The sequence below is a fragment of the Variovorax sp. GW823-FHT02B07 genome, from assembly GCF_058797695.1.
In genome coordinates, this window is record NZ_JBXAJX010000005.1 from 161059 (window position 1) to 187053 (window position 25995).

The following is a 25995-nucleotide window of genomic DNA, read 5'->3' on the forward strand; positions in this document are numbered from 1 at the left end:
GTCGGCGAGAAAACGGGGAGCGGAGCAGGGCGTCCGGGCCGGCTCAGATCCGGACGAACTGCATGCGCGAGGCGCCGCCGAGTTCGAGCACGTCGCCTTCCTGCAGCGCGACGGCCTCGGCGCCCAGCGGGGCGCCGTTGAGCGTGACGCTGCCGACGACGGTGGCCGCCACGTAGCCCTGGCGGCGGCGGGTGACGACGGCCACGGCGACGCCGGGCTTGCCGATGGTGGTGACCACCTTCTGCAGCGGGACGTCCTGGCCTTCGTTGGCGCCCGAGAGCACGCGCAGCACGGGCACGCCCAGCTCGACCAGCGCGCCCGATTCGGTGGGTGCCGACGAGAGCGGCATCGGCGCCGAATACTCGGAGAGCGAGGCCCGCACGGAGCCGGGGCCGGCCATGAGGTTGCTGTGCGAGCGGAAATGGATGCGGCAGCCGCCGACCTCGATGACGTCATTGTCCTGGAGCGCCTGCTTCTGGACGGCCAGCGCATTGACGTAGGTGCCGTTGGTGCTGTTGAGATCTTCAATTTCGACTTCGCCGCCGCTCATGTGCAGCACGGCATGCTCGCCGCTGACGGCGAGATTGTCGATCACGATGTCGTTGTAGGCGCGCCGGCCCAACGTCGTGCGATTCTTGGCGAGCGCCACTTGGCCGATGACGACGCCATCGACCGAAATGATCATCTTCGGCATGGCCGATTACTCCCCGTTTGCAAAGATCCAGCACCGTCAGGCGGCGCAAACGGTCCGCCGCCTGGGTTGGCTGCTACATGGCCCCGCGGGTCGCTTCGCTGACGCCCGCCTTGGCCAGAACAACTGAAATGTTATCCCGTCCGCCATTGTCGTTTGAAATTGCAACCAAAAGTGAAGCCATCTCCTTCAGCCCCAGATCACGGCTCAAAAGCGTGAAAAGCTGCGCATCCGGCACCATCTCGCTGAGCCCGTCGGAGCACAGCATGTACAGGTCGCCCGGCCTGGCGCTGTGCTCGTGCATCTCCAGCAACACCTGGGCTTCCACGCCCACGGCCCGCGTCACGAGGTTGCGGGTGGGGGAGTTCAGGGCCTCTTCGGGCGTGATGGCGCCCGCGTCGAGTTGCTGCTGGCGCAGCGAATGGTCGCGCGTGAGCTGCTCCAGCTTGTTGTTGCGCAGGCGGTAGCAGCGCGAATCGCCGATGTGGCCGACCACCACGCGCTGCGGACGGAACGCCGCCAGCACCAGGGTCGTGCCCATGCCCCGCAGCTCCTCGTGGGTGATGCCGGCCTGGAGGATGGCGCCGTTGGCCTCGTCGGTGGCCGCCTGCAGCGCACGCCGGACCACGCGGGCCGGCGCCTGCATGCCGGCCTGAGCGAACCAGCGGCCGAAGCTCGCATGCATCAGCGAAATGGCCATGGCACTGGCCACCTCGCCGCCCTTGTAGCCGCCCATGCCGTCGGCCAGCAGCGCCAGGCCGAGGGCCGGGTCGACATGCACCGCGTCTTCGTTGTGGGCGCGCAGGCGCCCGACATCGGTCAGCGCCGCAAACTCCCAGCTCAGCGCCGGTCGACTGGAGAAAAGGGAAACGCCAACACCTGCCATCGTTTGTCAGCGCTCGCTTTTTTAGGGGATCAGTGCGCAGCAGCGCGTGCGCGCCGTTGCAGGAAGCGGCCCAGGGCCACGACGAGCACCGCGCCGGCGATCGCGCCCACGTAGTGCATCCAGGGGTTGGCCGCCAGCGCCTCGTGCAGCGACACGTCGCTCACGATGGTCTCGCCGCCGACCCAGCCGATCAGCGCGGCGCCCAGCATGACGATGATCGGGAAGCGTTCCATGAGCTTGATCATGAGCGTGCTGCCGAAAATCACCAAGGGGATGCTGATGGCCAGACCCAACACCAGCAGCACCATGCTGCCTTGCGCGGCGGCCGCCACGGCGATCACGTTGTCCAGGCTCATCACCAGGTCGGCCAGCAGGATGGTCCGCACGGCCGCGAACATGCTGCCGTATTCCTTGGACTCGCCGTCGCCTTCGTCTTCCTCGCTGAGCAGCTGCAGGCCGATCCACAGCAGCAGGGCGCCGCCGATGATCTGCAGGTAGGGCAGCGCCAACAGCTTGGCCGCCACCACCGTCAGCACGATGCGCAGCACGACGGCCGCGCCCGAGCCGAACAGCACGGCCTTTTTCTGTTGTGCGGGCGGCAGCGATCGCGCCGCCATGGCGATCACGACGGCGTTGTCGCCCGAGAGGATGATGTTGATCCAGACGATCTTGATCAGACCGATCCAGAAGTCCGTGCTTTGAAGAAGTTCCATGTCTCTGATTCCACTGTGTTGTAGTTAAAAAAGCGCCCGCAACTCAATGCGGGCGCTTTTTCATTTCTGCGTGGTAATGCGAGCGGCGGGAATGCCGCCAGCGGTACGTGTGCTTTTTACAGCTTGCCCTTGAGCAGCTTGGCCAGCTCCGAGAAGTTGCGCGTCACGGTGAAGCCGCACTCTTCCATGATGGCGAGCTTGGCTTCGGCCGTGTCGGCGCCGCCCGAGATCAGCGCGCCGGCGTGGCCCATGCGCTTGCCGGGAGGGGCGGTGACACCGGCGATGAAGCCGACGACCGGCTTCTTCATGTTGTCCTTGCACCAGCGGGCTGCGTCAGCCTCGTCGGGGCCGCCGATTTCGCCGATCATGATGACGGCGTCGGTGTCCGGATCGTCATTGAAGGCCTTCATCACGTCGATGTGCTTCAGGCCGTTGATCGGGTCGCCGCCGATGCCGACTGCCGACGATTGGCCCAGGCCGATTTCCGTCAGTTGAGCCACGGCTTCGTACGTCAGCGTGCCCGAGCGCGAGACCACGCCGATGCGGCCCTTGCGGTGGATGTGGCCGGGCATGATGCCGATCTTGATTTCGTCGGGCGTGATCAGGCCGGGGCAGTTCGGGCCCAGCAGCAGGGTCTTCTTGCCGCCGGCCGCTTCCTTGGCCTTCATCTTGTTGCGCACTTCGAGCATGTCCCGAACCGGGATGCCTTCGGTGATGCAGATCGCCATGTCCAGGTCGGCTTCGACAGCTTCCCAGATGGCGGCCGCGGCACCTGCCGGCGGCACGTAGATCACCGACACGGTGGCGCCGGTCTGCGTGGCGGCTTCCTTCACCGAACCGAAGATCGGGATGTTGAAGATCGACTCGCCGGCCTTCTTCGGGTTCACGCCGGCCACGAAGGCGTTCTTGCCGTTCGCGTATTCCTGGCACTTCTCGGTGTGGAACTGGCCGGTCTTGCCGGTGATGCCTTGCGTGATGACTTTGGTGTCTTTGTTGATGTAGATCGACATGACTTGTTCCTTAGGCCTTCTTGACTGCTGCCACGACCTTCTGGGCCGCGTCCGCCATGGTGTCGGCGCTGATGATCGGCAGGCCCGACTCGGCCAGCAGCTTCTTGCCTTCGACTTCGTTGGTGCCCTTCATGCGCACGACCAGCGGCACTTGCAGGTTCACGGCCTTGCAGGCTGCGATCACGCCGGTGGCGATGGTGTCGCACTTCATGATGCCGCCGAAGATGTTGACGAGGATGGCTTCCACGTTCTTGTTCTTCAGCATGATCTTGAAGGCTTCCGTGACCTTCTCGGGGGTGGCACCGCCGCCCACGTCCAGGAAGTTGGCCGGCTCGCCGCCGAACAGCTTGATGGTGTCCATGGTGGCCATGGCCAGGCCGGCACCGTTCACCAGGCAGCCGATGTTGCCGTCCAGCGAGATGTAGGCGAGGTCGAACTTGGAGGCTTCGACTTCGGCCGCGTCTTCTTCGTCCAGGTCGCGCAGGGCCACGATTTCGGGGTGGCGGAACAGCGCGTTGCTGTCGAAGTTGAACTTGGCGTCCAGGGCGACGACGTTGCCCTTGCTGTCACGGTTGAGCGGGTTGATCTCGACCAGCGAGGCGTCCGTCTCCATGTAGCAGGTGTAGAGCTTCTTCAGGATGTCGACCGTCTGGGCGGTCGAATCGGCCGGCATGCCGATGCCGTCGGCGATTTCCTTGGCTTGCGCGTCGGTCAGGCCGTCCTTGGGGTCGGCGTAGACCGTGATGATCTTCTCGGGGGTGGAATGGGCCACTTCCTCGATGTCCATGCCGCCTTCGCTCGAAGCGATGAACGCCACCTTCTGGGTGGCGCGGTCGGTCACGGCCGAAATGTAGTATTCCTTGTTGATGTCAGCGCCGTCTTCGATGTAGAGGCGACGCACCTTCTGGCCTTCAGGGCCGGTCTGGTGGGTCTTGAGCTGCATGCCGAGGATCTCGCCAGCCAGCTTCTTGACGTCTTCGATCGACTTGGCGACCTTGACGCCGCCGCCCTTGCCGCGGCCACCCGCGTGAATCTGGGCCTTGACGACCCAGACCGGGCCTCCAAGCTTCTGGGCGGCCTCGACCGCCTCCTGAACCGTATAGGCCGGAATGCCGCGCGGCACCGGCACGCCGAACTTGGCAAGGATTTCCTTGCCTTGGTACTCGTGAATCTTCATGAGGGATGTCTCTCGGAAGGAGGAGGTTGAGAACGGGAGATCGGGAGTGAGACTGTTGTTTCTGCTCTGTTGTTCGCGGGCGACGGCAGCCTGACGGCTGGGGGCGGCGAACAACCGCGGACTGTATCATGGTGCGCCGCACCAATACTTGATGCGCGGTTGCGGTCAATACGTACTTTCTTCTAGCCACCCTACGCATACTCCGATATGGCCAAGGTTTTCATCGACGGCGAAGCCGGCACCACCGGCCTGCAAATTCGCGAGCGGCTGCAGACGATGCCGCAGATCGAGCTCGTGAGCATCGCGCCCGAGCTGCGCAAGGACGTGGCCGCCAAGCGCGAGCTGATGGCCGGCGTCGACCTCGTGGTGCTGTGCCTGCACGACGACGCGGCGCGCGAGTCGGTCGCGCTGATCGACCAGCTCCCGGGCAAAAAGCCCAAGATCATCGACGCCTCGACCGCCCACCGCATCGCGCCGGGCTGGGTCTTCGGCTTCCCCGAACTGGTCGAAGGCCACTGGCAGGCCGTGGCCCAGGCCGACCGCGTCGGCAACCCCGGCTGCTACGCCACCGGCGCGATCGCCATGGTGCGCCCGCTGGTCGATGCGGGCCTGCTGCCGGCCGATTTCCCGGTGTCGCTGCCTTCGGTGAGCGGCTATTCGGGCGGCGGCCGGACCATGATCGAGGACTACGAGGCCGGCAAGGCGCCGCTGTTCGAGACCTACGCGCTGGGCCTGAAGCACAAGCACATCCCCGAAATCATGACCTACACCGGCCTCACCCGCCGCCCGGTCTTCATTCCGTCGGTGGGCAACTTCAAGCAGGGCATGCTGGTCCAGCTGCCGCTGCACCTCGACCTGCTGCCCGGCAAGCCGAAGGCCGGCGACCTGCAGGACGCCCTGGCCGCGCACTATGCCAAGAGCAACACGCCCGAGCAGTTCGTGAAGGTGCTGCCGCCGACCGACGACGGCAAGCTCGACGCGCTGGCGCTCAACGACACCAACCAGCTGGAGATCCGCGTGTTCCCGAACGAGGACCACCGCCACGCCGTGGTGATCGCGCGCCTGGACAACCTGGGCAAGGGCGCCAGCGGCGCCGCGGTGCAGAACCTCAAGCTGATGCTGGCGCTCTGAGCCACTTCCAGCGCTGACAAGAAAAGAAAGGCCGGCCCGCAAGGACCGGCCTTTCTGCTTTCAGTCGACCCGCATCGTGCCCGTGTCGCGGTAGCGCACGTGCCACGAAAAGGCCTCTTCGAGCCGGTGCGGCGTGTGGCCGCCGCAGGTCGCCACGGCGCGCGTGTAGTAATCCTGCAGCATCGCGCGGTACGGCTCGGCCGCGCAGTTGGCGATGATCGCCGCCGCCCGTTCGCGCGGCGCCAGCCCGCGCAGGTCGGCCAGGCCCACCTCGGTGACCAGGATGTCGACGTCCTGCGGCGCATGGTCCACGTGCGACACCATCGGCACGATGCTCGACACCGCGCCCTGCTTGGCGACCGACTTGGTCGCGAAGATCGACAGGTAGGCGTTGCGCGCGAAGTCGCCCGAGCCACCGATGCCGTTCATCATGTGCGTGCCCAGCACGTGGGTCGAGTTGACGTTGCCGTAGATGTCGGCCTCCAGCGCCGTGTTCAGCGCGATGATGCCCAGGCGCCGGATGATCTCCGGGTGGTTGCTCACCTCCTGCGGTCGCAGCACCAGCCGGTCCTTGTAGCGCGCCAGGTCGCCGAACACCTGCCGCGCCTTCGCGGGCGACAGCGTGATCGACGAGCCCGAGGCGAAGTCCAGCTTGCCGGCGTCGAAGAGGTCGAAGGTCGAGTCCTGCAGCACCTCCGAGTACATCGTGAGGTGCTCGAACGGCCCCGCGCCCAGCCCCGACATCACTGCGTTGGCGACCGTGCCGATGCCCGCCTGCAGCGGCAGCAGCCGCTCGGTCAGCCGACCCTGCGCCACCTCGCGCTCGAAGAAGGCCACCAGGTGCGCCGCGATGGCCGCGGTCTCGGCGTCGGCCGGCAGCACGGTGGAGGTGCTGTCGGCCTTGTCGGTGATGACGATGCCCAGGATCTTCTCGGGCGGGATCTCGATGGCGCTGGTGCCGATGCGGTCGTGCGGCGCCACCAGCGGCATCGGCTCGCGCTGCGGGCGGTGCTTGGGAATGAAGATGTCGTGCAGGCCTTCGAGCGCGGTCGATTGCGAGGTGTTGATCTCGACGATCACCTTGTCGGCCAGGATCGCGAAGCTCGCGCTGTTGCCGATCGAGGTGCTCGGCACGAGCGCGCCGGTCTCGGTGATGGCCACGGCTTCGATGATCGCGATGTCGATCGGCGGGATCTGCCGCGTGCGCAGCATCTCGACCGTTTCCGACAGGTGGTGGTCGATGAACATCACCTCGCCGCGGTTGATCGCCTGGCGCAGCACGGTGTCGACCTGGAACGGCATGCGCCGGCTGATGGCGCCGGCCTCGGTCAGCTGGCGGTCCACGTCGCCGCCGAGCGAGGCGCCGGTCATCAGCGTGATCTTCATCGGCGCGCGGCGCGCGCGGGCCGCGAGCGCCAGCGGCACGGCCTTGGCATCGCCGGCGCGCGTGAACCCGCTCATGCCGACCACCATGCCGTCGCGGATCCATTCGGCGGCGGCCTCGGCGGTGGTGATCCTGCTGCGCAGGGCGGGCAGGCGGATGCGGTCTTCGTGCGGCATGGGGGACAAAACGTCTTTCTTTCGTCAGGCAGGGAAAAGAAAAGCCGGCACCGCGCGCGCGGCGGGTGTCAGCGCAGGAAGTAGTCGACCGGCACCAGCGGCGCCGGCGCCGGGGCGCCCACCGACTGGCACAGGTCGATCTCGAGCGTGCGGCACAGGGCCTCGAGCGGCAGGTCGTTGGACTCGGTGCCGAAGGGCTCCTCGATCTCGTCGCCGAGCGCGTCCAGGCCGAAGAAGGTGTAGGCCACGATCAGCACCACCACCGGCGTCATGAATCCGACCGAGTCCACCAGCCCGAAGGGCAGCAGGTAGCAGTAGAGGTACGCCGTGCGGTGCAGCAGCAGCGTGTACGAAAAGGGAATGGGCGTGCTGAGGATGCGCTCGCACGACGCAGCCGCCGCGCTCAGCGCCGACAGCGTGCCATCAACGCCCGCCGCCAATGCCGGGTCGATGCGCCGCGCGCACAGCGCTTCGCGCAGGTCGGCGCCCATGTGCATCAGCAGCGCATGCGGCCGGTTGGCGACCTGCGTCAGGCCCTGCCATTCCGCTTCGCGCAGGAAGGGCCGGGTGTCGGCGGCGGCATCGGTGCCGCGCAGCTGGTGGCGCAGCGCATGGGCGAAGGCTGCGGCGCGCAAGGTCATGCGCACGCGCAGGTCGTCCAGGCGGCGGACAGTGTCGGCGCCGGCGTTCACCGGCGCGTCGCCGTCGATGAGGCTCTGGCACTGGCGCGCCAGGTTGCGCGAACGCAGGATCACCTCGCCCCAGAGCTTGCGCGCTTCCCAGAAGCGGTCGTAGGCCGCGGTGTTGCGAAAGCCCAGGAAGATCGCCAGCGGCAGGCCGAGCAGCGCGAAGGGCACGGTGCCGAGCGGGATCTTGATGGAACCGAAGCGCCCGTGCAGCACCGTGACGACGATGGCCACGATCACGTTGAGCGTGAGCGCCGCGGCGATGCGCGGCAGGACGGAGCCCCGCCAGGACAGAAACAGCTTGAGCCCGGACGGGCGTTTCCGGACGATCATGAAAGCAGGGGGCAGGGGAGACAGGCAGGCATGGAGGCCGCGCACGCCGCAAGGCCCGCGCGGGCGCTGATTGTCGCCGAGGCGTCAGCGCGAGGGCGGCTGCACGCCTCAAGACCAACGAAGACGGTCGGGCTCAGCGCACGAGCCACAACCCCACGCCCAGTAACACCGCCTGCGCGGCCAGCGCGATGTAGAAGAGCTTGCGCGAGGGCGTCGCCATCTCCTGCAGCACCTCGTGGATGCGGCGCGTGAGCAGGGCGCGCAGGGCAGGGTCTTCGCCCGTCGCCGGCGTCGTCGCCCCGTGCGCGGCACGCTCCTGCTGCCACTCGGCCAGCATGTCGCTCAGGGGCAGGCGGGCCAGCACGAAGCCGACCACGGCGCGCACGGCCCGGCCTTCGCCGAGCACCGGCGCGAGCTGCTGGCACAGGGCGTCGGGCGAGAGCCAGTCGGCCACGCGCTGCAGGCCGCCGTGGGTGCGCGGCATGGCTTCGATGCGGCCCGCGATCGCGTCGCCCAGCCGCTGCGACACGGCCTCGCCGCGCGCCGCGACCAGGTGCTGCATCGCGCGGGCGCGGCCCCGCTGCACGCCGAGCAGGAAGTACACGCCGACAAACAGCGACAGCAGCACCGCCACCAGCAACGGCGGCGACATGATCAGCGCCAGGATGGCGCCCGCGCCCCCAGCGCGCGCCGCCGGGTTGCCCGAGCCCTGCAGCTGGCTCAGGTAGTAGAAGAACACGCCACCGCCAAGGAACAGGCCGATCAGCGCGCCCTTGATGGCCGAGCCGGCGAAGGCGAAGCCGGCCTTGGCGCCGGTGCGAACGAGAGACTGAGGGCCAGCGGGTTGTGACGACATGAACGGTTCCTCCGGTTTTTTTGGAAAGCCGCCTCCTGGGAGGCCGGTCGCTGGCGATCATGCCACCGCCTTCCCGCACCATAATCGCGCCACACAACAACGAGGAGGATCGCCATGGGAACCGTCAGATTTCAGAAACCGACCGCTGCATTCGTCGCCGCCTCCTGGGCCGCGCTGATCATCGGTGCCATCGTGTACCTGCTCGGGCTGTGGAATGCCGCGATGCAGCTCAACGAGAAGGGCTACTACTTCACCATCCTCATGTACGGCCTGTTCTCCGCCGTGTCGCTGCAAAAGACAGTGCGCGACCGGCTCGAGGGCATCTCGGTCACCGGCATCTACTTCGGCCTGTGCTGGGTCTCGCTGCTGCTGTCGGTGGGCCTGCTGGCCGTGGGCCTGTTCAACGCCTCGCTGGCTGCGAGCGAGAAGGGCTTCTACGCCATGGCCTTCCTGCTGAGCCTGTTCGGCGCGGTGGCGGTGCAGAAGAACGTGCGCGACATCGCCGCGTACAAGGCCGAGAACCCGCTGGCCGACGACGTCACGGCCACTGAGTAAGCCAGGCCGGGCTCAGCCCGCCTCGAGCAGGCGGCGCAGGGCCTGCAGGTCGCGCGCGATCCAGTCGGCATCGCGTGCAAAGGCCGCATCGTCCATGTGCGGCTGGCGCAGCAGCGTGAACTGCAGCTCGCACACGCCGGGCGCCACGCCGATCACGCGAAACGGCAGGTAGACCTCGGGCACGCCTTCGGGCGCCACCCAGTGGTCGAGCACGCCCAGGTCGTTGGGCGGCGCAAAGCGCATGCGGGCCTCGCCGCTTTCGGGCGTGCGCACGATCCAGTGGTCGCCGTGCGGCACCAGCGCGCTCTTCGCGAGGCCGCTGGCCCAGTCGGGCAGCCGCTTCGGGTCGGAGGCGAGCGCATAGGCGTCGCGCCATTCGCAGTGCACGCGCTGCGTGATGACGCGGGACAGGGCCGCGTCGCCTTCATTCGCCGTTGGGGTCGTCGCTTGGGTCATCGAAGTCGCTCCTGAGCACCTTGGACACGACGGCGCCCGAGAAACCGCGCGCCATCAGGAATCGCATCTGTTTCGCGCGCTCCTTCGCATCGGCGGGTGGCGCGTCGAAGCGGCGGCGCCACAGGACCGTGGCGCGCTCGACTTCGGTCTCCTGCAAGCCGGCCACCGCCTGCGCGATGGCTTCGGGCGCGATGCCCTTGGCCTGCAGCTCCTGCTTCACGCGCAACGCGCCCGAGCGGGCAGCACGCTGGTGCAGCACCGAGGCGACGACGCGCGGCTCGCTGATGAAGTCCTTGGCGGCCAGCTCGTCGAGCGCCTTCGCCAGCGTGCCGGGCTCTTCCTCGTGCTTGGCCAGCTTGCGCTCCAGCTCCGCGCGCGAATGCTCGCGCTGGCTCAGGAGGCGCAGGGCGCGGCCTTTGAGGGAGGGGGCACTGAAGGCCATTCGGGGGTGGTGGGTCGCTCAGGCGGCCCACGCAACACGCGAAGGCCGCTTCGTCTCACTTACTCCGCCGCCTTGTCGGCCTTCGATGCCTTGGCGGGCTTCTCGGCCTTCTCGGGTTCGCTGCCGGCGTCGGCCGCGAGCAGCGGAATGCCCAGCGACTCGCGCACCTTGTTCTCGATCTCGCGCGACAGGTCGGGGTTCTCGCGCAGGAACTCGCGGGCGTTGTCGCGGCCCTGGCCGATCTTCTCGCCGTTGTAGGCGTACCAGGCGCCCGACTTGTCGATGATCTTGGCATTCACGCCCATGTCGATGATCTCGCCCTCGCGGCTGATGCCTTCGCCGAACAGGATGTCGAACTCGGCCGTCTTGAACGGCGGGCTGACCTTGTTCTTCACCACCTTCACCTTGGTTTCGTTGCCGATGGCTTCGTCGCCCTTCTTGATGGTGCCGATGCGGCGGATGTCCAGGCGCACCGAGGCGTAGAACTTCAGCGCATTGCCGCCGGTGGTGGTTTCGGGCGAGCCGAACATCACGCCGATCTTCATGCGGATCTGGTTGATGAAGATGACCATGCAGTTGGTCTTCTTGATCGTGGCCGTGAGCTTGCGCAGCGCCTGGCTCATCAGGCGGGCCTGCAGGCCGGGCAGCGAGTCGCCCATTTCGCCTTCGATTTCGGCCTTGGGCGTGAGCGCGGCGACCGAGTCGACCACGATCAGGTCGACGGCGCCCGAGCGCACCAGCGAATCGACGATTTCGAGCGCCTGCTCGCCGGTGTCGGGCTGGCTGATCAGCAGGTCGGACAGGTTCACGCCGAGCTTCTGGGCGTACTGCACGTCGAGCGCGTGCTCGGCGTCGACGAAGGCGCAGGTGCCGGCCTGCTTCTGCATGGAGGCGATCACCTGCAGCGTGAGCGTGGTCTTGCCCGAGGATTCCGGGCCGTAGATTTCAACGACGCGGCCGCGCGGCAGGCCGCCGACGCCCAGGGCGATGTCCAGGCCCAGCGAGCCGGTGGACACCACCTGGATGTCTTCGAGCGCCTCGCCTTCGCCCAGGCGCATGATCGTGCCCTTGCCGAACTGCTTTTCGATCTGGGCCAGCGCGGCCTGCAGGGCCTTGGCCTTTTCACTGTTGGCGACCGAGATGCTTGCGCCCTTGACGACTGCGTCCATGTGGAAATCTCCTTGAATATCAACGGTTTGTGTCGGGGTTCATCCATCTGCTTTTAACCACAGGCTGGATGCTTGAACAGTAGTGTAGGGGCTCGTGGCGTTTCGCAAACCCACTTTAAAGTCAGTTTGCCTTACCATCTGAAGCCATGGCCGACCCCGCCTTTCCCACCGATCCCGACGCCTGGCGCCAGACCCACCTGGGCCGCCTGCTGGGCCATGCGATGCGCCGCTTCGACGAGCGCGTGCTGGCGCTGATGGCGCACGACATCGACGTGCCGCTGGCGCTGTCGAACCTCGCGGCGCGCGCGCAGGTGAGCGCGGCGCACATTCACATCACGCGGCACCTGGCGCGCGAGGGCTCGCGCCTGACCGAGCTGGCCGAGCGCGCCGGCATGACCAAGCAGGCCATGGGCACGCTGGTCGACCAGTGCGAGGCCTGGGGGCTGGTCACGCGCGGGCCCGACCCGCTCGATGCGCGCGCGCGGCGCGTGCTGTTCACGGCCGACGGGCTGGCCTGGCTGGACGCCTTCCGCCGCGCCGTGACGCAGACCGAGCGCGAGTTCCGCGCCAGCGTGGGCGACGAGATCGCCACCGTGGTAACCATCGGACTCGAAGCCTATACAGCGGGCTAGACTCGCGTTGAGACAAATGTGAACTGCGCCGGCATGGCGCCTGAATCCGCCGGAGGTGGCTCATGCGAATACTGATTGCCGAAGACGACCAGGTGCTGGCCGATGCCCTGCTGCGCAGCCTGCGCACCTCGGGCGCGGCGGTCGATCACGTGGCCAACGGCTCGCAGGCCGACACCGCGCTCATGACCCACAGCGAGTTCGACCTGCTGATCCTCGACCTCGGGCTGCCCAGCCTGCACGGCATCGAGATCCTCAAGCGCCTGCGCGCGCGCGGCTCGCAGCTGCCGGTGCTGGTGCTCACGGCGGCCGACAGCGTGGAAGAGCGCGTGAAGGGCCTGGACCACGGCGCCGACGACTACATGGCCAAGCCCTTCAGCCTGCAGGAGCTCGAGGCGCGCGTGCGCGCCCTCACGCGGCGCGGCATGGGCGCCACCAGCAACGCGATCCGCCACGGCCCGCTGGTCTACGACCAGGCCGGCCGCGTGGCGACCATCGACGGCAAGATGATCGAGCTGTCGGCGCGCGAACTGGGCCTGCTCGAGGTGCTGCTGCAGCGCGCCGGCCGGCTGGTCAGCAAGGACCAGCTGGTGGACCGGCTGTGCGAATGGGGCGAAGAGGTGAGCATCAACGCCATCGAGGTCTACATCCACCGCCTGCGCAAGAAGATCGAGAAGGGACCGGTGCGCATCGCGACGGTGCGCGGGCTGGGCTACTGCCTCGAGAAGATTCCCGGTTGAGCGTGCCCTGCCCGCGCGAAATGCCGTCAGGGCTGCTTGCGCAGATTGACGAGCAGCGTGGCGCCGGTGTTCGAACGGATCAGGAACATGAGGCTGCGGAAGTAGCCGTTGCTGTCGTACACGCCCGCCGGCACCAGCCCGATGATGGCCGGCCCGGCATAGCTGCCGGTGGCGGCGGGGGTGAGCTTGCAGTCGTTGGTGCTGGCCGTGGCGGCATTCACGGCCTTCAGCGTGAGGCTGTACATGTTCTTGGCCGAGCCGGGCTGCGCCAGGGCGACAGTACCCGAGAGCGTGCACTGGCCGATCTGCACGCCGCTCGTGCTGCCAGTGAACACGCCCTGGCCGTCGACCTGCACCGTCACGCCCAGGCTCGGGCTGCTGTCGGTGTTGGACCACGTGCCGGTCATGCTCGCCTGCGACACCGCCAGCGCGTTCTCGATGGTGTAGGCCAGCGGGCCGATATCGGACGGCCTGCCATTGTCGTAGGCGTAGGTGCCATTCACCGACTTCTTCGGCGTGAAGGTGCCCGAGCCGGTCACCGGATACGCGTTGGGCGGGACATACAACTCGGTGTCCGGGTTGAACGACCAGTCGAGCCCCGTGACCTTCAGCGCCCCCCACATCGTGGTCCCGAGGAAGCTGCCTGCCAACGAACCGTTGGTGCCGACGAAGGCAATGCCTCGCACGCCGGCATAAATGCCTTCGCTGTCGTTGCCCACCGCGGCGGTGGAGCCGGGCTGCGGCGCACTCAGCGAGGGCGACGGCTCGGAGCCCGGCACAGCGGCGCGGTTCTCGGCCGGTGCGGGCGCGGGCGCCGGGGAAGGCGCGGGTGCGGGGGCGGGCGCAGGAACCGGTGCGATCGGCAGCATCGGCATGCCACCGCCGCCTCCACCACCTCCACCGCCGCATGCGGTGACGCCCACGCTGGCGGCCAACACGGTCGCGGCCATCCAGAGCGGCTTGGGGCAGCCGCCCACGGTCTTTTGCTTCATGATTTCTTCCCTGATGTTTTTGAATTGCAGAAACTGCACGTCAAGGCTACAACCAGTCACACCTTGTCAATGAAACGTCACACCTGCGAATCGCAGTACTAGTTCACGCTCGCCCGCGTTCTTTCGTCTTGCCAGGAACTCCCTTGAAGCTCTTCCAGCGCGCCCAGCGCTCCCTGTTCGGCGAGATCCTCGACTGGATGCTCACGCCGCTGCTGCTGCTCGTGCCGGTGAGCATCGGCGTGACCTGGCTGGTGGCGCAGGGCATCGCCAACGCGCCCTTCGACCGCGCACTGGAGCACAACGTGAAGGTGCTGGCCGAGCTGGTCACGGTGAAGCAGGGGCAGACGCACTTCGTGCTGTCGCAGTCGGCGCGCGAGATCCTGCGTGCCGACGACGCCGGCCACATCTACTACCAGCTGCTCGACGGCCACGGCACGCTGCTGCACGGCGAGCGCGACCTGCCGCAGCCCAACGTGGACGACCCGCCCGGCACCAACGTGGTCCTGCTGCACAACAGCACCGTGCACGGCCAGCCGGTGCGCGTGGCCTCGCTGTGGATTCCCAGCGGCAGCGAAGAGGTGCCGCCGTCGCTGCTGCAGCTGGCCGAGACGCGCGAGAAGCAGGCGGTGCTCGCCACCGAGATCATCAAGGGCGTGCTGCTGCCGCAGTTCGCGATCCTGCCGCTGGCGGTGCTGCTGATCTGGCTGGCGCTGGTGCGCGGCATCAAGCCGCTGTCGGTGGTCGAGGCGCGCATCCGCGAGCGCCGCCCGGGCGACCTGAGCCCGCTCGACGAGTCCTCGGTGCCGCTCGAGGTGGTGCCGCTGGTGTCGTCGGTGAACGAGCTGCTCGACAAGCTCAACGACTCCATCTTCACGCAGAAGCGCTTCCTGGCCGATGCCGCCCACCAGCTGAAGACCCCGCTCGCGGGCCTGCGCATGCAGGCCGACCTGGCGCAGCGCGAGGGCGCCAACGCCGACGAGCTCAAGCAGTCGCTCAAGCAGATCGGCCGCGCCAGCGTGCGCGCCACGCACACCGTGAACCAGCTGCTGTCGCTGGCGCGCGCCGAGGGCACCAGCGCCATGACGCACTGCCAGCCCTGCGACCTCGCGCGGCTGACCATCGAGGTGGTGCGCGAGGCCGTGCCGCGCGCGATCGAAAAGCGCATCGACCTCGGCTACGACGGCGTCCAGGCCGGCGCGCCCGGTGTGATGGTCGACGGCAACCCGACGCTGCTGAAAGAGCTGGTGCGCAACCTGGTCGACAACGCGCTCAACTACACGCCCTCGACGCCCGAGCGCCCCGGCGTGGTCACGGCCCGCGTGCTGGCCGACCCCTTCGGCCACGTGCAGCTGGTGCAGGTGGAAGACAACGGCCCCGGCATCGCCGAGGCCGACCGCGAGCTGGTGTTCGAGCCCTTCTACCGCGTGCTCGGCAACGAGGCCGACGGCTCCGGGCTGGGCCTGCCGATCGTGCGCGAGATCGCCAACCAGCACCGCGCGCGGGTCAAGCTCGAAGACGCGCACCCCGGCAAGCATCCGCCGGGCGCGCTTTTCACCGTGCGCTTCGAGGAGGCTCCGTCGGAATGAATCCGCTCGACACGCTGCGCCAACGCTTCCTGGAAATCCGCCTCGACACCGACGTGTCGGACATGTTCGACTTCGGCGCTGATCTGCTGGAACAGGATTCAGCCGAGGCGCTGGCCTTCCACTACACGCTGCTGCACGACACCGGCATGGACAGCGAGCTCTACGACTGGCTCTGCCGCAAGTTCGGCGAGCGCGGCGACGAAGCCGAAGACCACCTGCTCGCGCAGTTCGACCGCGAGCCCGACCCGGCCATGCAGGCCACGGTGCTGCAGCTGCTCGGCGGCTTCAAGTACCGCAAGGGCCGACGGCTGAAAGAGACGGCGGTCCTCGCGCGCGCCGCGCTCGCGTCGCCGCACGACGAGCTGCGCTGCAAGGGGCTGTGGGTGATCGGCTGGCTCGGCGGTACGACCGACATCGCCAAGGTCGTGCCGCTGCTCGCGCACGACGCCGTCGCCGCAAACCGCCGATGGGCCGCGAGCGCGCTGATGCAGATCGTGTTCAACCGCCGCAGCGCTGCGCCCCAGGCGCTCGAGCCCTTGCGCCAGGCGCTCGACACCGAGACCGATCCGGCCGTGCTGGGCGGCATCCTGGTCGCGGTGCAGGAAATCGCGGGCAAGAAGTTCGGCCTGAGCTCGAGTTCACACGAGCCGCCGTCCGAAGAAAAACTGCAGGCCGCGCTGGCCAAGGCGCGGCGCATGTTCGCGCGCGCGGCTGCCGCCTGATTCGGGTCAGGGCGCAGGCGTGCCCGAAGGCTTGGCTTCCTTGCGGATCTGCACCCACTCGGGGTGGATCTGCCGCGCCATGCGCTGCGGCTCGCGCTCGTCGAGCGCCGCGGGCGCGAGCCCGAAGCCGGCCAGGTCGCCGCGCGTCCACAGCCAGTAGCCCGCGTTGGCGGCGAGCAGGGCGATGAGGACCAGGCGCAGCTTCATGCCCTCGCTCAGAAAGACATGCCGCGCGGGCGCACGCTCACTTCGTCGCTCGAGATCAGTTGCAGGCCGGCGTCGGTGCGCACCTGCAGCTCGCCGCCCCAGGCCACGCCTTCGCACAGGCCCGCGGTGCCGTCGCTGAGCGTCACCTCGCGCCCGCGCAGCACGTCGCGCGCCGCAAAGCGTTCGGCAAAGGGCGCGAAGCCGTTCGCCTCGAAGGCGAGCACGCTGCGCACCAGCGGCTCGGCCAGCGACAGCAGCACCTCGGGCGCGGACGCGTCGGGCTGCCACTGGCGCAGCCAGGCCGGCGGCGTGCGCATGCCGTCGCCCTCGCGCGGGCCGATGTTGATGCCGATGCCGACCACGAGGTAGCGCGCGGCATCGGGCCGGGCGGTCTGCGGCATCGCCGTTTCGATGAGGATGCCGACCAGCTTGCGGTCGTTCACCCAGATGTCGTTGGGCCACTTGAGGCCGACCTGGTGCGCGCCCGTCGGGTCGAGGCTTTCGGCCACGCTCACGCCCACGGCGAGCGACAGGCCCGACCAGTCGGCCGGCGCCAGCGGCATGCCGAGCGAAAAGGTGAGGGAGGCGGGCGCCTCGGGCTGCTGCGCGCTCTGCCAGGGGCGGCCGAGACGACCGCGCCCGGCCGTCTGGCGCTCGGCCACGAGCAGCACGGGGTCGGTGCGGCCGGCGCGCGCGCGGCGCATCAGCTCGGTGTTGGTGGAATCGATTTCGGCCACGGCCTCGACCGCGAAGCCGGGCAGCAGCGGCGCGACCGTCGCGGCGATCCGGTCTTCGAACCAGGCGCTGGCCGGCGTCGTGCCCATCGTCAGTCTCCGGCGGCGGCCGGGGCGTCGCCCTTGGACTTCTTCTTGCCGTCGGCCTTTTTCTTGTCGGCCTTCTTGTCGGCTTTTTTCTTCTCGGCTTTCTTTTCAGCCTTCTTCGCTTCCTTGGCCTCGGCCTTCTTCTTCTCGGCTTTTTTCTTGGCCTTCTTCTTTTTCTTCTTGTCTTTTTCTTCGTCCTCGTCCTTGGGCGTCAGCAGCGTGCCGCGGCACATCTCGGAGCCGCACCAGCACGGGAACTCGGACAGCAGCTTCTCGGTGTACGGCTCGTCGATGATCAGGCCGTAGTCGTAGTTCAGTTCCTCACCGGCGGCGATGTTTCTCAGGGCCTTGATATAAACGCGCCCATCGACTTCGTCGGCCTCGCAGTTCGGCTCGCACGAGTGATTGATCCAGCGCGCGTCGTTGCCCTTCACGTTGCCGTCGATCACGCGGCCGTCGTCGATGTGGAAGTAGAAGGTGTGGTTCGGCTGGGTCGGGTCGTGCGGATGGCGGCGCAGCGCCTCTTTCCAGCTGATGACCTCGCCCTTGTATTCGATCAGCGTTTCACCTTCGGCCAGGTCCTGCAGGGCGAACACGCCGTTGCCATGGACGTCCGAGCGGCGCATCTGGATGCGCCGGCCACCCGAGCGCGTGGCGGCGGACCGGGCCTCGGGCTCGGTCACGGGGGCGGCTTCCTTGTCGCGGCCGGCGGAAAGTGGGGATTTGGAAGGCATCGCCGAAGTCTGTTAGGTTGAATATGCACACATGCGTGTGCGCGCGTGCGCACGCGGAAGCCGCAGAGTATAGAGAGCCCTCAGATGACAAAGACTTTGGTAATCGCAGAAAAGCCGTCGGTGGCCCAGGACATCGTCCGGGCCCTCACGCCGGTGGCCGGCAAGTTCGACAAACATGACGAGCATTTCGAGAACGACACCTACGTCGTGACCAGCGCCGTGGGCCACCTGGTCGAGATCCAGGCCCCGGAGGAATTCGACGTCAAGCGCGGCAAGTGGAGCTTCGCCAACCTGCCGGTGATCCCGCCGCACTTCGACCTCAAGCCGGTCGACAAGACCAAGACGCGCCTGAACGCCGTGGTCAAGCAGGCCAAGCGCAAGGACGTGACGCAGCTCATCAACGCCTGCGACGCGGGCCGCGAGGGCGAACTGATCTTCCGCCTCATCGAGCAGTACGCCGGCGGCAAGAGCCCGCTGGGCAAGCCGGTGAAGCGGCTGTGGCTGCAGTCGATGACGCCGCAGGCGATCCGCGACGGCTTCGACGCGCTGCGCACCGAAAAGCAGATGCAGGGCCTGGCCGACGCCGCGCGCTCGCGCTCCGAGGCCGACTGGCTGGTGGGCATCAACGGCACGCGCGCCATGACCGCATTCAATTCGCGCGACGGCGGCTTCTTCCTCACGACCGTGGGCCGCGTGCAGACGCCCACGCTGTCGGTGGTGGTGGAGCGCGAGGAGCAGATCCGCAAGTTCGTCTCGCGCGAGTACTGGGAAATCCACGGCAGCTTCGCGGCCGAGGCCGGCCAGTACCCCGGCAAGTGGTTCAACCCCGACTGGAAGAAAGCCAACGCGCCGCTGTTGGCCAACGGCGAGCCCGATGCCGAGCAGCGCGCCGACCGCGTGTGGAGCGAGCAGGAAGCCCGCGCCATCGCCGACGCCTCGCGCGGCAAGCCCGCCACCGTCACCGAAGAGAGCAAGCCCACCACGCAGGCCTCGCCCGCGCTGTTCGACCTGACCTCGCTGCAGCGCGAGGCCAACGGCCGCTTCGGCTTCAGCGCCAAGACCACGCTCGCGCTGGCCCAGAGCCTGTACGAACGCCACAAGGCGCTGACCTACCCGCGTACCGATTCGCGCGCGCTGCCGGAAGACTATCTGCCCGTCGTCAAGCAGACCATGGAGATGCTCGCCGGCAGCGGCATGAAGCACCTGGCGCCGTTCGCGCAGCAGGCGGTCGACGGCAACTACGTCAAGCCCAACAAGCGCATCTTCGACAACGCCAAGGTGTCGGATCACTTCGCCATCATTCCGACGCTGCAGGCCCCGAGCGGGCTGAGCGAGGCCGAGCAGAAGCTGTACGACTTCGTGGTGCGCCGCTTCCTGTCGGTGTTCTTCCCGAGTGCCGAGCACCAGGTGACCACGCGCATCAGCACGGTGGAGCAGGGCGGCAAGAAGTACCCGTTCCGCACCGACGGCAAGGTGCTGGTCAAGCCGGGCTGGCTCGCCATCTACGGCAAGGAAGCCCAGGACGACGAGAAGGAAGACGACAAGGACGGCAAGCGCCTCGTGCCGGTGAAGCCGGGCGAGATCGTGCAGAACGAGTCGGCCGACCTCAAGGGCCTGAAGACGCGCCCGCCCGCACGCTATTCGGAAGCCACGCTGCTGGGCGCCATGGAAGGCGCCGGCAAGACGATCGACGACGACGAGCTGCGCGAGGCCATGCAGGAAAAGGGCCTGGGCACGCCAGCCACGCGCGCAGCCACCATCGAAGGGCTGATCGCCGAGAAGTACATGCTGCGCGAAGGCCGCGAGCTCATCCCGACCGCCAAGGCCTTCCAGCTCATGACGCTGCTGCGCGGGCTGGGCGTGGAAGAACTCTCCAAGGCCGAGCTCACGGGCGAGTGGGAGTACAAGCTGGCGCAGATGGAGAAGGGCGCGCTGAGCCGCGACGCCTTCATGCGCGAGATCGCCGAGATGACGGAGCACATCGTCAAGAAAGCCAAGGAGTACGACCGCGACACCGTGCCCGGCGACTACGCCACGCTCGCCACGCCCTGCCCGAACTGCGGCGGCGTGGTGAAGGAGAACTACCGCCGCTACGGCTGCACCGGCAAGAGCGGCACGGGCGAGGACGCCTGCGGCTTCTCGTTCGGCAAGTCGCCGGCCGGGCGCACCTTCGAGGTGGCCGAGGCCGAGCAGCTGCTGGCCAACAAGCACATCGGCCCGCTCGAGGGCTTCCGCTCCAAGGCGGGCTGGCCCTTCACGGCCGAGATCATCCTCAAGTACGACGGGGAAGAAGCGAAGAACTGGAAGCTCGAGTTCGACTTCGGCGACGACAAGAACGAAGACAGCGGCGAGATCGTCGACTTCAGCCAGCAGGACACCGTGGGCCCGTGCCCGGTCTGCGGCGCGCCGGTGTTCGATCACGGCAGCAACTACGTCTGCGAGAAGTCGGTGCCGACGAACGAGCAGCCGACCCCCAGCTGCACCTTCAAGACCGGCAAGATCATCCTGCAGCAACCGGTGGAGCGCGACCAGATGGAGAAGCTGCTGGCCACCGGCAAGACCGACCTGCTCGACAAGTTCGTGTCGATGCGCACGCGCCGCGCCTTCAAGGCCTTCCTCACGTGGAACGCCGAAGAAGGCAAGGTGACCTTCGAATTCGCACCGCGCGAAGGCGGCAGCAAGTTCCCGCCGCGCAAGACCTTCGGCAAGCCGGCCGCGAAGACCGCGGCGGCCAAGAAGGTCGCGGCGAAGAAGACGCCCGCCGCCAAGAAGGCCCCGGCCGAGAAGAAGGCGGCCAAGCCGCGCAAGCCGGGCGCGGGCCTCAAGCCCAGCGACTCGCTGGCCGCGGTGATCGGCGCCGAACCGGTGGCGCGCACCGAGGTCATCAAGAAGCTGTGGGACTACATCAAGGCCAACGGCCTGCAGGACGCGACCAACAAGCGCGCGATCAACGCCGACGCCAAGCTCAAGCCGGTGTTCGGCAAGGACCAGGTGACGATGTTCGAACTCGCGGGCATCGTGGGCAAGCACCTCTCGGCGCCCGACGTGGCCTGACGACGCATGCAGCGCCGACACCTCGCCGCCCTGTGTGCCGCCGCGCTGCTGGGCGGCGCGGGCCTGGCCCAGGCCGCCGCGTGGCCTGACAAGCCCGTCAAGCTGGTCGTGCCCTTCCCACCCGGGCAGGCCACCGACATCTTTGCCCGCGCGCTCGCCGAACAGCTCGGCAAGCGGCTGGGCCAGCCCGTGATCGTCGACAACAAGGCGGGCGCGGGCAGCAACATCGGCACCGAGTTCGTGGTGCGCGCGCCGCCCGACGGCTACACGCTCGTGGTGGCGGGCAGCGCGATGGCGGTGAACCAGACGCTCTACGCCAAGCCGGGCTTCGACCCGCGCAAGGACGTCGTCGGCATCTCGCTGATCGCGAAGGTGCCGCTGGTGTTCCTGGCCACGCCCGAAAGCGGCATCCGCACGCTGGCCGAGCTCACGGCGCGCGCCAAGGCCGAGCCCGGCAAGCTGAGCTACGCGAGCGCCGGCATCGGCGGCACGCAGCACCTGTCGGGCGAGATGTACAAGTCGGCGGCGCATGTGTTCATCACGCACATTCCGTACCGGGGCAGCGGGCCGGCGCAGGCGGACTTCCTGGGCAACCAGGTGCCGCTGATGGTCGACTCGGTGACGGCCGCGCTGCCGCACATCAAGGCGGGCAAGGCGGTTGCGCTGGCGGTGACGTCGGCCACGCGCTCGTCGCAACTGCCCGACGTGCCCACCGTGCGCGAGAGCGGCGTCGCGGGCACCAAGAACTTCGAGGCCGTGGGCTGGCTCGGCCTGATGGCGCCGCGCGGCACGCCGTCCGAGGTCGTGGCGCGGCTGAACCACGAAGTGACCGACATCCTCAAGAGCGAGCAGATGGCGCGCTTCATCCGCGACCGGGGTTCCGAGCCGGCACCGACGAGCGGCGCCGAGTTCGACCGCTTCGTGGCGAGCGAGATCGGGCTCTGGGGTGCGGCGGTGAAGGCGTCGGGCGCCAAGCCCGAGTAACTTTTCAGGCCAACGCGGCTGGCGGCTGCGCCGTCGCTTCCCCGCTGCGGTCGACCTCGGCCAGCAGCCAGTGGCGGAAATGGTCCAGCGTGGCCAGCTGGCCCCGCCCTTCGGGGTAGCAGAACCAGTAGCCCTCGCTGCCCCGGTAGCCGCCGTTGGGCAGCGGCTCTTCCACCAGCCCCGACGTGATTTCGTCCTGCACCAGGCAGCGCGGCACCAGCGCCACGCCCATGCCGGCCATGACGGCGCGGATCATGGTCTGGAACTGGTCGAACTGCAGCCCGGCCAACGGGTCGAGCCCGCGCACGCCGTGCGCCTCGCTCCAGTGCAGCCACGACTGCGGCACGCTCACATGGCGCAGCAGGGTGCAGCGCGCCACGTCCTGCGGCGTGCGGATGGCGGCCTCGGCCTGCGCGGCGCGCGGGGCGATCAGCGCCACGTCCTGCCCCGCGAGGTAGTGCGAGCGCGCGCCGGGCCAGTGGCCGTCGCCGAACAAAATGGCGCAGTCGAGCTCGGGCCGCTCGAAGTCGTAGCCATGCACGAAGGGCACGAAATGCAGCGTGATCTGCGGGTGGCGCTGCTGGAAGTCGGGCAGGCGCGGAATCAGCCACTTGGCGCCGAAGGTGGGCAGGGTCGACAGGTGCAGCGCACCGCCGCCGTCGCCGCTGGTGATGAGCTCCAGCGTCGCCGCCTCCAGCTGCGCCAGCAGGGCGCGCACCGCCTTTTCGTAGCGCTCGCCGGCGGGCGTGAGCGCCAGGCGCTTGCGGCTGCGCTCGAACAGCGGCGCGCCGATCCAGCGCTCGAGCTCCTGCACCTGCTTGCTCACCGCGCCCTGCGTGAGGTGCAGCGCCTCGGCCGCGCGCGACACGCCGCCGAAGCGCACCACGGTGGAGAAGGCGCGCAGCAGGTTCAGGGGCGGGTTGAGGCGTCGCAGCGGCATGGGGGAGCCCATCAAGTCATTCCAGATTGGAATGATATCGGGTATATCCTTTGCTTCAGGTGAGCTGCAGCTTTGCACATTCACTCATCGTTCCATTGGAAGAACCCTCATGCAACGTCGTCATTTCCTCTCCACCCTGGCTGCCGTTTCTTTCGCCCCAGGAATATCCTTTGCCCAAGGCAAGCCGATCCGCCTGGTCGTGCCCTTCCCGCCCGGTGGCGCCACCGACATCACGGCCCGCGTGCTCTCCGAGCCCCTGGCCAAGATCCTCCAGCAGCCCGTGGTGATCGACAACCGCGCCGGCGCGGGCGGCTCGATCGGCATGGCCGAGCTGGCGCGCGCCACGCCCGACGGCCTGAGCTTCGGCGTGGCCACGCTGTCCACGCACGGCGTGAACCCGGCCGTGTACCAGAAGCTGCCCTACGACCCGATCAAGGGCTTTGCCGCCGTGACCGAGCTGGTGAAGGCGCCGGGCGTGATCGTCATCAACCCGGCCGTGCTGCCGGTGGGCAGCTTCGCGGAACTCGTGAAGTACCTGAAGGCCAACCCGGGCAAGGTGTCGTACGCCTCGCCGGGCAACGGCACCATCGGCCACATGTGGGGCGAGCTGTTCAAGAGCAGCACCGGAACCTCGATGGTGCACATCCCCTACCGCGGTGCGGGCCCGGCCATCAACGACGTGCTCGCGGGCCAGGTGCCGGTGTACTTCGACCAGGTGGCCTCGTCGCTGCCGCACGTGAAGGCCGGCAAGCTGAAGGCGCTGGCCGTGTCCTGGAGCGGCCGCCTCGACGTGCTGCCCGAAGTGCCGACGTATGGCGAGCTGGGCTACGCGGCCAGCAACGACCCCTCGTGGTTCGGCATGATCGCGCCCGCCGGCACGCCGCCCGAGCTGGTGCTGCGCATGCAGCAGGCCGTGGCCACGGCGCTGAAGGACCCCGCGGTGCGCGAGCGCCTGGCATTGCAGGGGCTGTACGCCTCGGGCACCACGCCGGCCGAGTTCACGAAGCAGATCGCGAGCGAGATCGAGAAGATGAAGAAGGTGGCCGCCTTCGCGCGCATCCGATTGGACTGACCGACACCGCCTATGCATCCAGTCCTGAAACTGATTCAAACCCGCGCCCAGGTGACGAGCGTCGCCGGGCACACCCCGCTGGTGCTGGACTCCCCGCACAGCGGCACCGTCTACCCCGAGGACTTCCGGCCCGTGTGCGAGCTCGCCACGCTGCGTCGGGCCGAGGACACCCACGTCGAGAAGCTCTACGCCTTCGCGAGCGACATGGGCGCCGCCTGGATCGAGGCGCACTTTCCGCGCAGCTACCTCGACGCCAACCGCGACATGACCGAGGTCGACACCACCATGCTCGACGGCCCGTGGACCGACCCGGTGTCCACCGACCCGCGCGTGCTGTCGAAAGTGCGCCTGGGCAAGGGCCTGATCTGGAAGCTCACCGACGAAGGCCTGCCGATCTACGACCGGCCGCTCACGGTGGCCGAGGTGCGCCAGCGCATCGACCAGTGCTGGCGCCCGTACCACGCGGCGGTGGCGCAGGCCATCGACGACGCGCATGCGCGGCACGGCTACAGCATCCACATCAACTGCCACTCGATGCCCGCCATCGCGGGCAGCCACGCCACCGACTTCCCGGGGCTGGCGCACGCCGACTTCGTGATCGGCGACCGCGACGGCAGCACGGCCGACCCGGCGCTGTCGCAGCGGCTGTGCGAACACCTGCGCGCACGCGGCTACAGCGTGGACTACAACCACCCGTACAAGGGCGTGGAGCTGGTGCGCCGGCACGGCGACCCGGCGGCGAACCGGCACAGCATCCAGGTCGAGATCAACCGCAAGCTCTACATGGACGAGGCCACGCTGGCGCTCGACGAGGCCGGCGCCACGCGGCTGCAGGCCGACCTGCGTTCGATGGTCGAGATGCTGCTGGCGACCGACCCGCGCGTGGCAGGCTGAACGACGCAGCCCCTGCAGGGGCTGGTGTCTTTGTTACAGGGCGGCCGGGGGCCCCGGCCTATAGTGGGACGTCCTTAGTTTTCTGGAGTCCTGCCGTGAAGTCGATCCTTGCCGCCCTCGCCGTCCTTGCGACCGGTCTGCTGGTCTCGGGCTGCGCCGGCACCGCGCCGTCGCCGTCTTCGTCCTCCTCCACGTCTTCATCGGGCAGCGGCGTGACGGTGTTCGGCACCATCGACGCCGGCGTCAGCGGCACGACGAACAAGTCGTCGCGCTGAGCGAGAGCCTCAGGCGACCGTCGCCAGGTAGCCCCGCAGCGCATCGCGCAACTGGCGTGACAGCGTCTGCAGGTCGGGCCGCCCGCCCGTGCCGATGTGGGTGTGCGCGACCAGGCCGTAGATGATGGTCTGGCACACGCGCGCCGCTTCCTTCTTCTGCGGGCCGTCGGCCTTCACATCGCCCGCCGCGTCCAGCACGCCCACCCATTCGGCCACGAAGCGGTCGTACATCTTGCGGTAGGCCTCGGGGCTGGAGAGGTGCCGCTCCAGCAGGTAGTGCGCGCCCCAGGCCACGGGCTGCGTGCGGTGCGCGTCGAGCTGCGCATCGATCACCGCGTCGACGATCTCGCGCCACGGCCGGCCTTCGTTCGCGGCCACGACCGCGCGCATGTCCAGCAGCAGCGCCTTGGAGCGCAGGTGCAGGCACACGCGCGCCAGGTCTTCCTTGTTCTCGAAGTACTCGTAGAAGCTGCCCAGGCCCGTGCCCGCCACGGCCACGATCTCGCGGATCGTGGTGGCGGCGTAGCCCTTCTCGACCAAAAGCCGAACAAAGGCTTCCTGCAGCGCCTGCGAGGTGTGGCGCGCGCGGGACTGGCGCGGCTTCCTCCTCGGGGCGACGGCGGGTGCGCGGGCGCCGGTCATGGCCGCCGAACCCGAACACCTCGCGGGCGGGTTGTTCC

General features: G+C 68.2%; 28 protein-coding genes. 11 read left to right on the forward strand and 17 right to left on the reverse strand.

Annotated elements, in window-relative coordinates; translation table 11 throughout:
• Positions 1-43: 43 nt before the first annotated feature.
• The 5 genes from AC1RGU_RS24290 to sucC form a co-directional block, all read right to left on the reverse strand.
• On the reverse strand, positions 44-694 hold the full coding sequence (locus tag AC1RGU_RS24290; protein ID WP_095747310.1) for an FHA domain-containing protein: 651 nt from the start codon (positions 692-694) through the stop codon (positions 44-46).
• 73 nt (positions 695-767) lie between these two features.
• The gene (locus AC1RGU_RS24295) at positions 768-1577 is read right to left on the reverse strand and encodes a Stp1/IreP family PP2C-type Ser/Thr phosphatase (protein WP_070063289.1); all 810 of its coding nucleotides are present in this window, start codon (positions 1575-1577) and stop codon (positions 768-770) included.
• Between the two features lie 29 nt (positions 1578-1606).
• Positions 1607-2290, reverse strand: a complete 684-nt coding sequence (locus tag AC1RGU_RS24300; RefSeq protein WP_062475329.1) for a TerC family protein — start codon at positions 2288-2290, stop codon at positions 1607-1609.
• Positions 2291-2406: 116 nt separating this feature from the next.
• Positions 2407-3300 carry a succinate--CoA ligase subunit alpha gene (sucD, locus tag AC1RGU_RS24305; RefSeq protein WP_056575184.1) on the reverse strand — a complete coding sequence of 298 codons (894 nt, stop codon included), beginning with the start codon at positions 3298-3300 and terminating at the stop codon, positions 2407-2409.
• 10 nt (positions 3301-3310) lie between these two features.
• Complete coding sequence (gene sucC / locus AC1RGU_RS24310; RefSeq protein WP_062475330.1) at positions 3311-4477, reverse strand: ADP-forming succinate--CoA ligase subunit beta; 1167 nt, start codon at positions 4475-4477, stop codon at positions 3311-3313.
• A gap of 207 nt (positions 4478-4684) precedes the next feature.
• Between sucC and argC the strand changes: the two genes are divergently transcribed.
• The gene (argC, locus tag AC1RGU_RS24315) at positions 4685-5608 is read left to right on the forward strand and encodes an N-acetyl-gamma-glutamyl-phosphate reductase (protein ID WP_095950437.1); all 924 of its coding nucleotides are present in this window, start codon (positions 4685-4687) and stop codon (positions 5606-5608) included.
• A gap of 60 nt (positions 5609-5668) precedes the next feature.
• Here argC and scpC read toward each other — a convergent pair whose 3' ends face one another.
• The 3 genes from scpC to AC1RGU_RS24330 form a co-directional block, all read right to left on the reverse strand.
• Positions 5669-7168 carry a succinyl-CoA:acetate CoA-transferase ScpC gene (scpC, locus tag AC1RGU_RS24320; protein ID WP_492698444.1) on the reverse strand — a complete coding sequence of 500 codons (1500 nt, stop codon included), beginning with the start codon at positions 7166-7168 and terminating at the stop codon, positions 5669-5671.
• A 68-nt stretch (positions 7169-7236) separates the two neighbouring features.
• A complete protein-coding gene (locus tag AC1RGU_RS24325; protein ID WP_492698446.1) occupies positions 7237-8187 on the reverse strand; it encodes a bestrophin family protein in 951 nt (316 codons plus the stop codon).
• Between the two features lie 133 nt (positions 8188-8320).
• Positions 8321-9043, reverse strand: coding sequence for a hypothetical protein (locus AC1RGU_RS24330; RefSeq protein ID WP_492698447.1), 723 nt, complete (start codon positions 9041-9043; stop codon positions 8321-8323).
• A gap of 114 nt (positions 9044-9157) precedes the next feature.
• Between AC1RGU_RS24330 and yiaA the strand changes: the two genes are divergently transcribed.
• Entirely contained in the window at positions 9158-9598 is a 441-nt protein-coding gene (gene yiaA / locus AC1RGU_RS24335; protein ID WP_095747315.1) for an inner membrane protein YiaA, read from the forward strand.
• A 12-nt stretch (positions 9599-9610) separates the two neighbouring features.
• Here the strand turns inward: yiaA and AC1RGU_RS24340 are convergent, their stop codons facing one another.
• The 3 genes from AC1RGU_RS24340 to recA are packed head-to-tail and all read right to left on the reverse strand — an operon-like array spanning position 9611 to position 11665.
• Positions 9611-10054, reverse strand: coding sequence for an SRPBCC family protein (locus AC1RGU_RS24340; protein ID WP_492682119.1), 444 nt, complete (start codon positions 10052-10054; stop codon positions 9611-9613).
• Positions 10023-10496: a recombination regulator RecX gene (recX, locus tag AC1RGU_RS24345; RefSeq protein ID WP_492698449.1), complete on the reverse strand. Its 474-nt coding sequence runs from the start codon at positions 10494-10496 to the stop codon at positions 10023-10025. Before recX ends, AC1RGU_RS24340 begins: the two co-directional genes overlap by 32 nt.
• A gap of 59 nt (positions 10497-10555) precedes the next feature.
• A complete protein-coding gene (recA, locus tag AC1RGU_RS24350) occupies positions 10556-11665 on the reverse strand; it encodes a recombinase RecA (RefSeq protein WP_062482792.1) in 1110 nt (369 codons plus the stop codon).
• Positions 11666-11811: 146 nt separating this feature from the next.
• Between recA and AC1RGU_RS24355 the strand changes: the two genes are divergently transcribed.
• Complete coding sequence (locus AC1RGU_RS24355) at positions 11812-12297, forward strand: MarR family winged helix-turn-helix transcriptional regulator (protein WP_062482795.1); 486 nt, start codon at positions 11812-11814, stop codon at positions 12295-12297.
• Positions 12298-12359: 62 nt separating this feature from the next.
• Positions 12360-13034: a response regulator transcription factor gene (locus AC1RGU_RS24360; protein ID WP_056575150.1), complete on the forward strand. Its 675-nt coding sequence runs from the start codon at positions 12360-12362 to the stop codon at positions 13032-13034.
• Positions 13035-13060: 26 nt separating this feature from the next.
• Here the strand turns inward: AC1RGU_RS24360 and AC1RGU_RS24365 are convergent, their stop codons facing one another.
• Entirely contained in the window at positions 13061-14026 is a 966-nt protein-coding gene (locus AC1RGU_RS24365) for a hypothetical protein (protein ID WP_492698451.1), read from the reverse strand.
• Between the two features lie 143 nt (positions 14027-14169).
• On the opposite strand from AC1RGU_RS24365, the gene AC1RGU_RS24370 reads away from it, so the two are divergent.
• Entirely contained in the window at positions 14170-15612 is a 1443-nt protein-coding gene (locus AC1RGU_RS24370; RefSeq protein ID WP_062480377.1) for a sensor histidine kinase, read from the forward strand.
• The gene (locus AC1RGU_RS24375; RefSeq protein WP_492698453.1) at positions 15609-16334 is read left to right on the forward strand and encodes a HEAT repeat domain-containing protein; all 726 of its coding nucleotides are present in this window, start codon (positions 15609-15611) and stop codon (positions 16332-16334) included. Before AC1RGU_RS24370 ends, AC1RGU_RS24375 begins: the two co-directional genes overlap by 4 nt.
• Before the next feature lie 6 nt (positions 16335-16340).
• Here the strand turns inward: AC1RGU_RS24375 and AC1RGU_RS24380 are convergent, their stop codons facing one another.
• The 3 genes from AC1RGU_RS24380 to AC1RGU_RS24390 are packed head-to-tail and all read right to left on the reverse strand — an operon-like array spanning position 16341 to position 18096.
• Complete coding sequence (locus AC1RGU_RS24380; RefSeq protein WP_159274165.1) at positions 16341-16541, reverse strand: sporulation protein; 201 nt, start codon at positions 16539-16541, stop codon at positions 16341-16343.
• Positions 16542-16549: 8 nt separating this feature from the next.
• On the reverse strand, positions 16550-17365 hold the full coding sequence (locus AC1RGU_RS24385; protein WP_492698455.1) for a biotin--[acetyl-CoA-carboxylase] ligase: 816 nt from the start codon (positions 17363-17365) through the stop codon (positions 16550-16552).
• Positions 17366-17367: 2 nt separating this feature from the next.
• Positions 17368-18096 carry an SET domain-containing protein gene (locus AC1RGU_RS24390; RefSeq protein WP_370870000.1) on the reverse strand — a complete coding sequence of 243 codons (729 nt, stop codon included), beginning with the start codon at positions 18094-18096 and terminating at the stop codon, positions 17368-17370.
• 84 nt (positions 18097-18180) lie between these two features.
• Between AC1RGU_RS24390 and AC1RGU_RS24395 the strand changes: the two genes are divergently transcribed.
• Positions 18181-21150, forward strand: coding sequence for a DNA topoisomerase III (locus tag AC1RGU_RS24395; protein WP_492698457.1), 2970 nt, complete (start codon positions 18181-18183; stop codon positions 21148-21150).
• A gap of 6 nt (positions 21151-21156) precedes the next feature.
• Positions 21157-22134: a tripartite tricarboxylate transporter substrate binding protein gene (locus tag AC1RGU_RS24400; RefSeq protein WP_492698459.1), complete on the forward strand. Its 978-nt coding sequence runs from the start codon at positions 21157-21159 to the stop codon at positions 22132-22134.
• A 4-nt stretch (positions 22135-22138) separates the two neighbouring features.
• On the opposite strand, the gene AC1RGU_RS24405 is transcribed toward AC1RGU_RS24400, so the two are convergent.
• Positions 22139-23074 (reverse strand): LysR substrate-binding domain-containing protein, encoded by a 936-nt coding sequence (locus tag AC1RGU_RS24405; RefSeq protein ID WP_492698461.1) that lies wholly within the window; start codon positions 23072-23074, stop codon positions 22139-22141.
• A gap of 109 nt (positions 23075-23183) precedes the next feature.
• Here AC1RGU_RS24405 and AC1RGU_RS24410 point away from each other — a divergent pair, with 109 nt between their 5' ends.
• The 3 genes from AC1RGU_RS24410 (at position 23184) to AC1RGU_RS24420 (ending at position 25315) form a co-directional block, all read left to right on the forward strand.
• Entirely contained in the window at positions 23184-24146 is a 963-nt protein-coding gene (locus tag AC1RGU_RS24410; protein WP_062480391.1) for a tripartite tricarboxylate transporter substrate binding protein BugE, read from the forward strand.
• A 12-nt stretch (positions 24147-24158) separates the two neighbouring features.
• Positions 24159-25040: an N-formylglutamate amidohydrolase gene (locus AC1RGU_RS24415; RefSeq protein ID WP_492698463.1), complete on the forward strand. Its 882-nt coding sequence runs from the start codon at positions 24159-24161 to the stop codon at positions 25038-25040.
• Positions 25041-25135: 95 nt separating this feature from the next.
• Positions 25136-25315: a hypothetical protein gene (locus AC1RGU_RS24420; protein WP_062480395.1), complete on the forward strand. Its 180-nt coding sequence runs from the start codon at positions 25136-25138 to the stop codon at positions 25313-25315.
• A 9-nt stretch (positions 25316-25324) separates the two neighbouring features.
• On the opposite strand, the gene AC1RGU_RS24425 is transcribed toward AC1RGU_RS24420, so the two are convergent.
• Positions 25325-25957: a TetR/AcrR family transcriptional regulator gene (locus AC1RGU_RS24425; protein ID WP_492698465.1), complete on the reverse strand. Its 633-nt coding sequence runs from the start codon at positions 25955-25957 to the stop codon at positions 25325-25327.
• Between the last annotated feature and the right edge of the window lie 38 nt (positions 25958-25995).

Coding starts and splice junctions, on each gene's coding strand:
- AC1RGU_RS24290 (WP_095747310.1), bottom strand. CDS start 694: ATGCCGAAGATGATCATTTCGGTCGATGGCGTCGTCATCGGCCAAGTG.
- AC1RGU_RS24295 (WP_070063289.1), bottom strand. CDS start 1,577: ATGGCAGGTGTTGGCGTTTCCCTTTTCTCCAGTCGACCGGCGCTGAGC.
- AC1RGU_RS24300 (WP_062475329.1), bottom strand. CDS start 2,290: ATGGAACTTCTTCAAAGCACGGACTTCTGGATCGGTCTGATCAAGATC.
- sucD (WP_056575184.1), bottom strand. CDS start 3,300: ATGTCGATCTACATCAACAAAGACACCAAAGTCATCACGCAAGGCATC.
- sucC (WP_062475330.1), bottom strand. CDS start 4,477: ATGAAGATTCACGAGTACCAAGGCAAGGAAATCCTTGCCAAGTTCGGC.
- argC (WP_095950437.1), top strand. CDS start 4,685: ATGGCCAAGGTTTTCATCGACGGCGAAGCCGGCACCACCGGCCTGCAA.
- scpC (WP_492698444.1), bottom strand. CDS start 7,168: ATGCCGCACGAAGACCGCATCCGCCTGCCCGCCCTGCGCAGCAGGATC.
- AC1RGU_RS24325 (WP_492698446.1), bottom strand. CDS start 8,187: ATGATCGTCCGGAAACGCCCGTCCGGGCTCAAGCTGTTTCTGTCCTGG.
- AC1RGU_RS24330 (WP_492698447.1), bottom strand. CDS start 9,043: ATGTCGTCACAACCCGCTGGCCCTCAGTCTCTCGTTCGCACCGGCGCC.
- yiaA (WP_095747315.1), top strand. CDS start 9,158: ATGGGAACCGTCAGATTTCAGAAACCGACCGCTGCATTCGTCGCCGCC.
- AC1RGU_RS24340 (WP_492682119.1), bottom strand. CDS start 10,054: ATGACCCAAGCGACGACCCCAACGGCGAATGAAGGCGACGCGGCCCTG.
- recX (WP_492698449.1), bottom strand. CDS start 10,496: ATGGCCTTCAGTGCCCCCTCCCTCAAAGGCCGCGCCCTGCGCCTCCTG.
- recA (WP_062482792.1), bottom strand. CDS start 11,665: ATGGACGCAGTCGTCAAGGGCGCAAGCATCTCGGTCGCCAACAGTGAA.
- AC1RGU_RS24355 (WP_062482795.1), top strand. CDS start 11,812: ATGGCCGACCCCGCCTTTCCCACCGATCCCGACGCCTGGCGCCAGACC.
- AC1RGU_RS24360 (WP_056575150.1), top strand. CDS start 12,360: ATGCGAATACTGATTGCCGAAGACGACCAGGTGCTGGCCGATGCCCTG.
- AC1RGU_RS24365 (WP_492698451.1), bottom strand. CDS start 14,026: ATGAAGCAAAAGACCGTGGGCGGCTGCCCCAAGCCGCTCTGGATGGCC.
- AC1RGU_RS24375 (WP_492698453.1), top strand. CDS start 15,609: ATGAATCCGCTCGACACGCTGCGCCAACGCTTCCTGGAAATCCGCCTC.
- AC1RGU_RS24380 (WP_159274165.1), bottom strand. CDS start 16,541: ATGAAGCTGCGCCTGGTCCTCATCGCCCTGCTCGCCGCCAACGCGGGC.
- AC1RGU_RS24385 (WP_492698455.1), bottom strand. CDS start 17,365: ATGGGCACGACGCCGGCCAGCGCCTGGTTCGAAGACCGGATCGCCGCG.
- AC1RGU_RS24390 (WP_370870000.1), bottom strand. CDS start 18,096: ATGCCTTCCAAATCCCCACTTTCCGCCGGCCGCGACAAGGAAGCCGCC.
- AC1RGU_RS24395 (WP_492698457.1), top strand. CDS start 18,181: ATGACAAAGACTTTGGTAATCGCAGAAAAGCCGTCGGTGGCCCAGGAC.
- AC1RGU_RS24400 (WP_492698459.1), top strand. CDS start 21,157: ATGCAGCGCCGACACCTCGCCGCCCTGTGTGCCGCCGCGCTGCTGGGC.
- AC1RGU_RS24405 (WP_492698461.1), bottom strand. CDS start 23,074: ATGCCGCTGCGACGCCTCAACCCGCCCCTGAACCTGCTGCGCGCCTTC.
- AC1RGU_RS24410 (WP_062480391.1), top strand. CDS start 23,184: ATGCAACGTCGTCATTTCCTCTCCACCCTGGCTGCCGTTTCTTTCGCC.
- AC1RGU_RS24415 (WP_492698463.1), top strand. CDS start 24,159: ATGCATCCAGTCCTGAAACTGATTCAAACCCGCGCCCAGGTGACGAGC.
- AC1RGU_RS24425 (WP_492698465.1), bottom strand. CDS start 25,957: ATGACCGGCGCCCGCGCACCCGCCGTCGCCCCGAGGAGGAAGCCGCGC.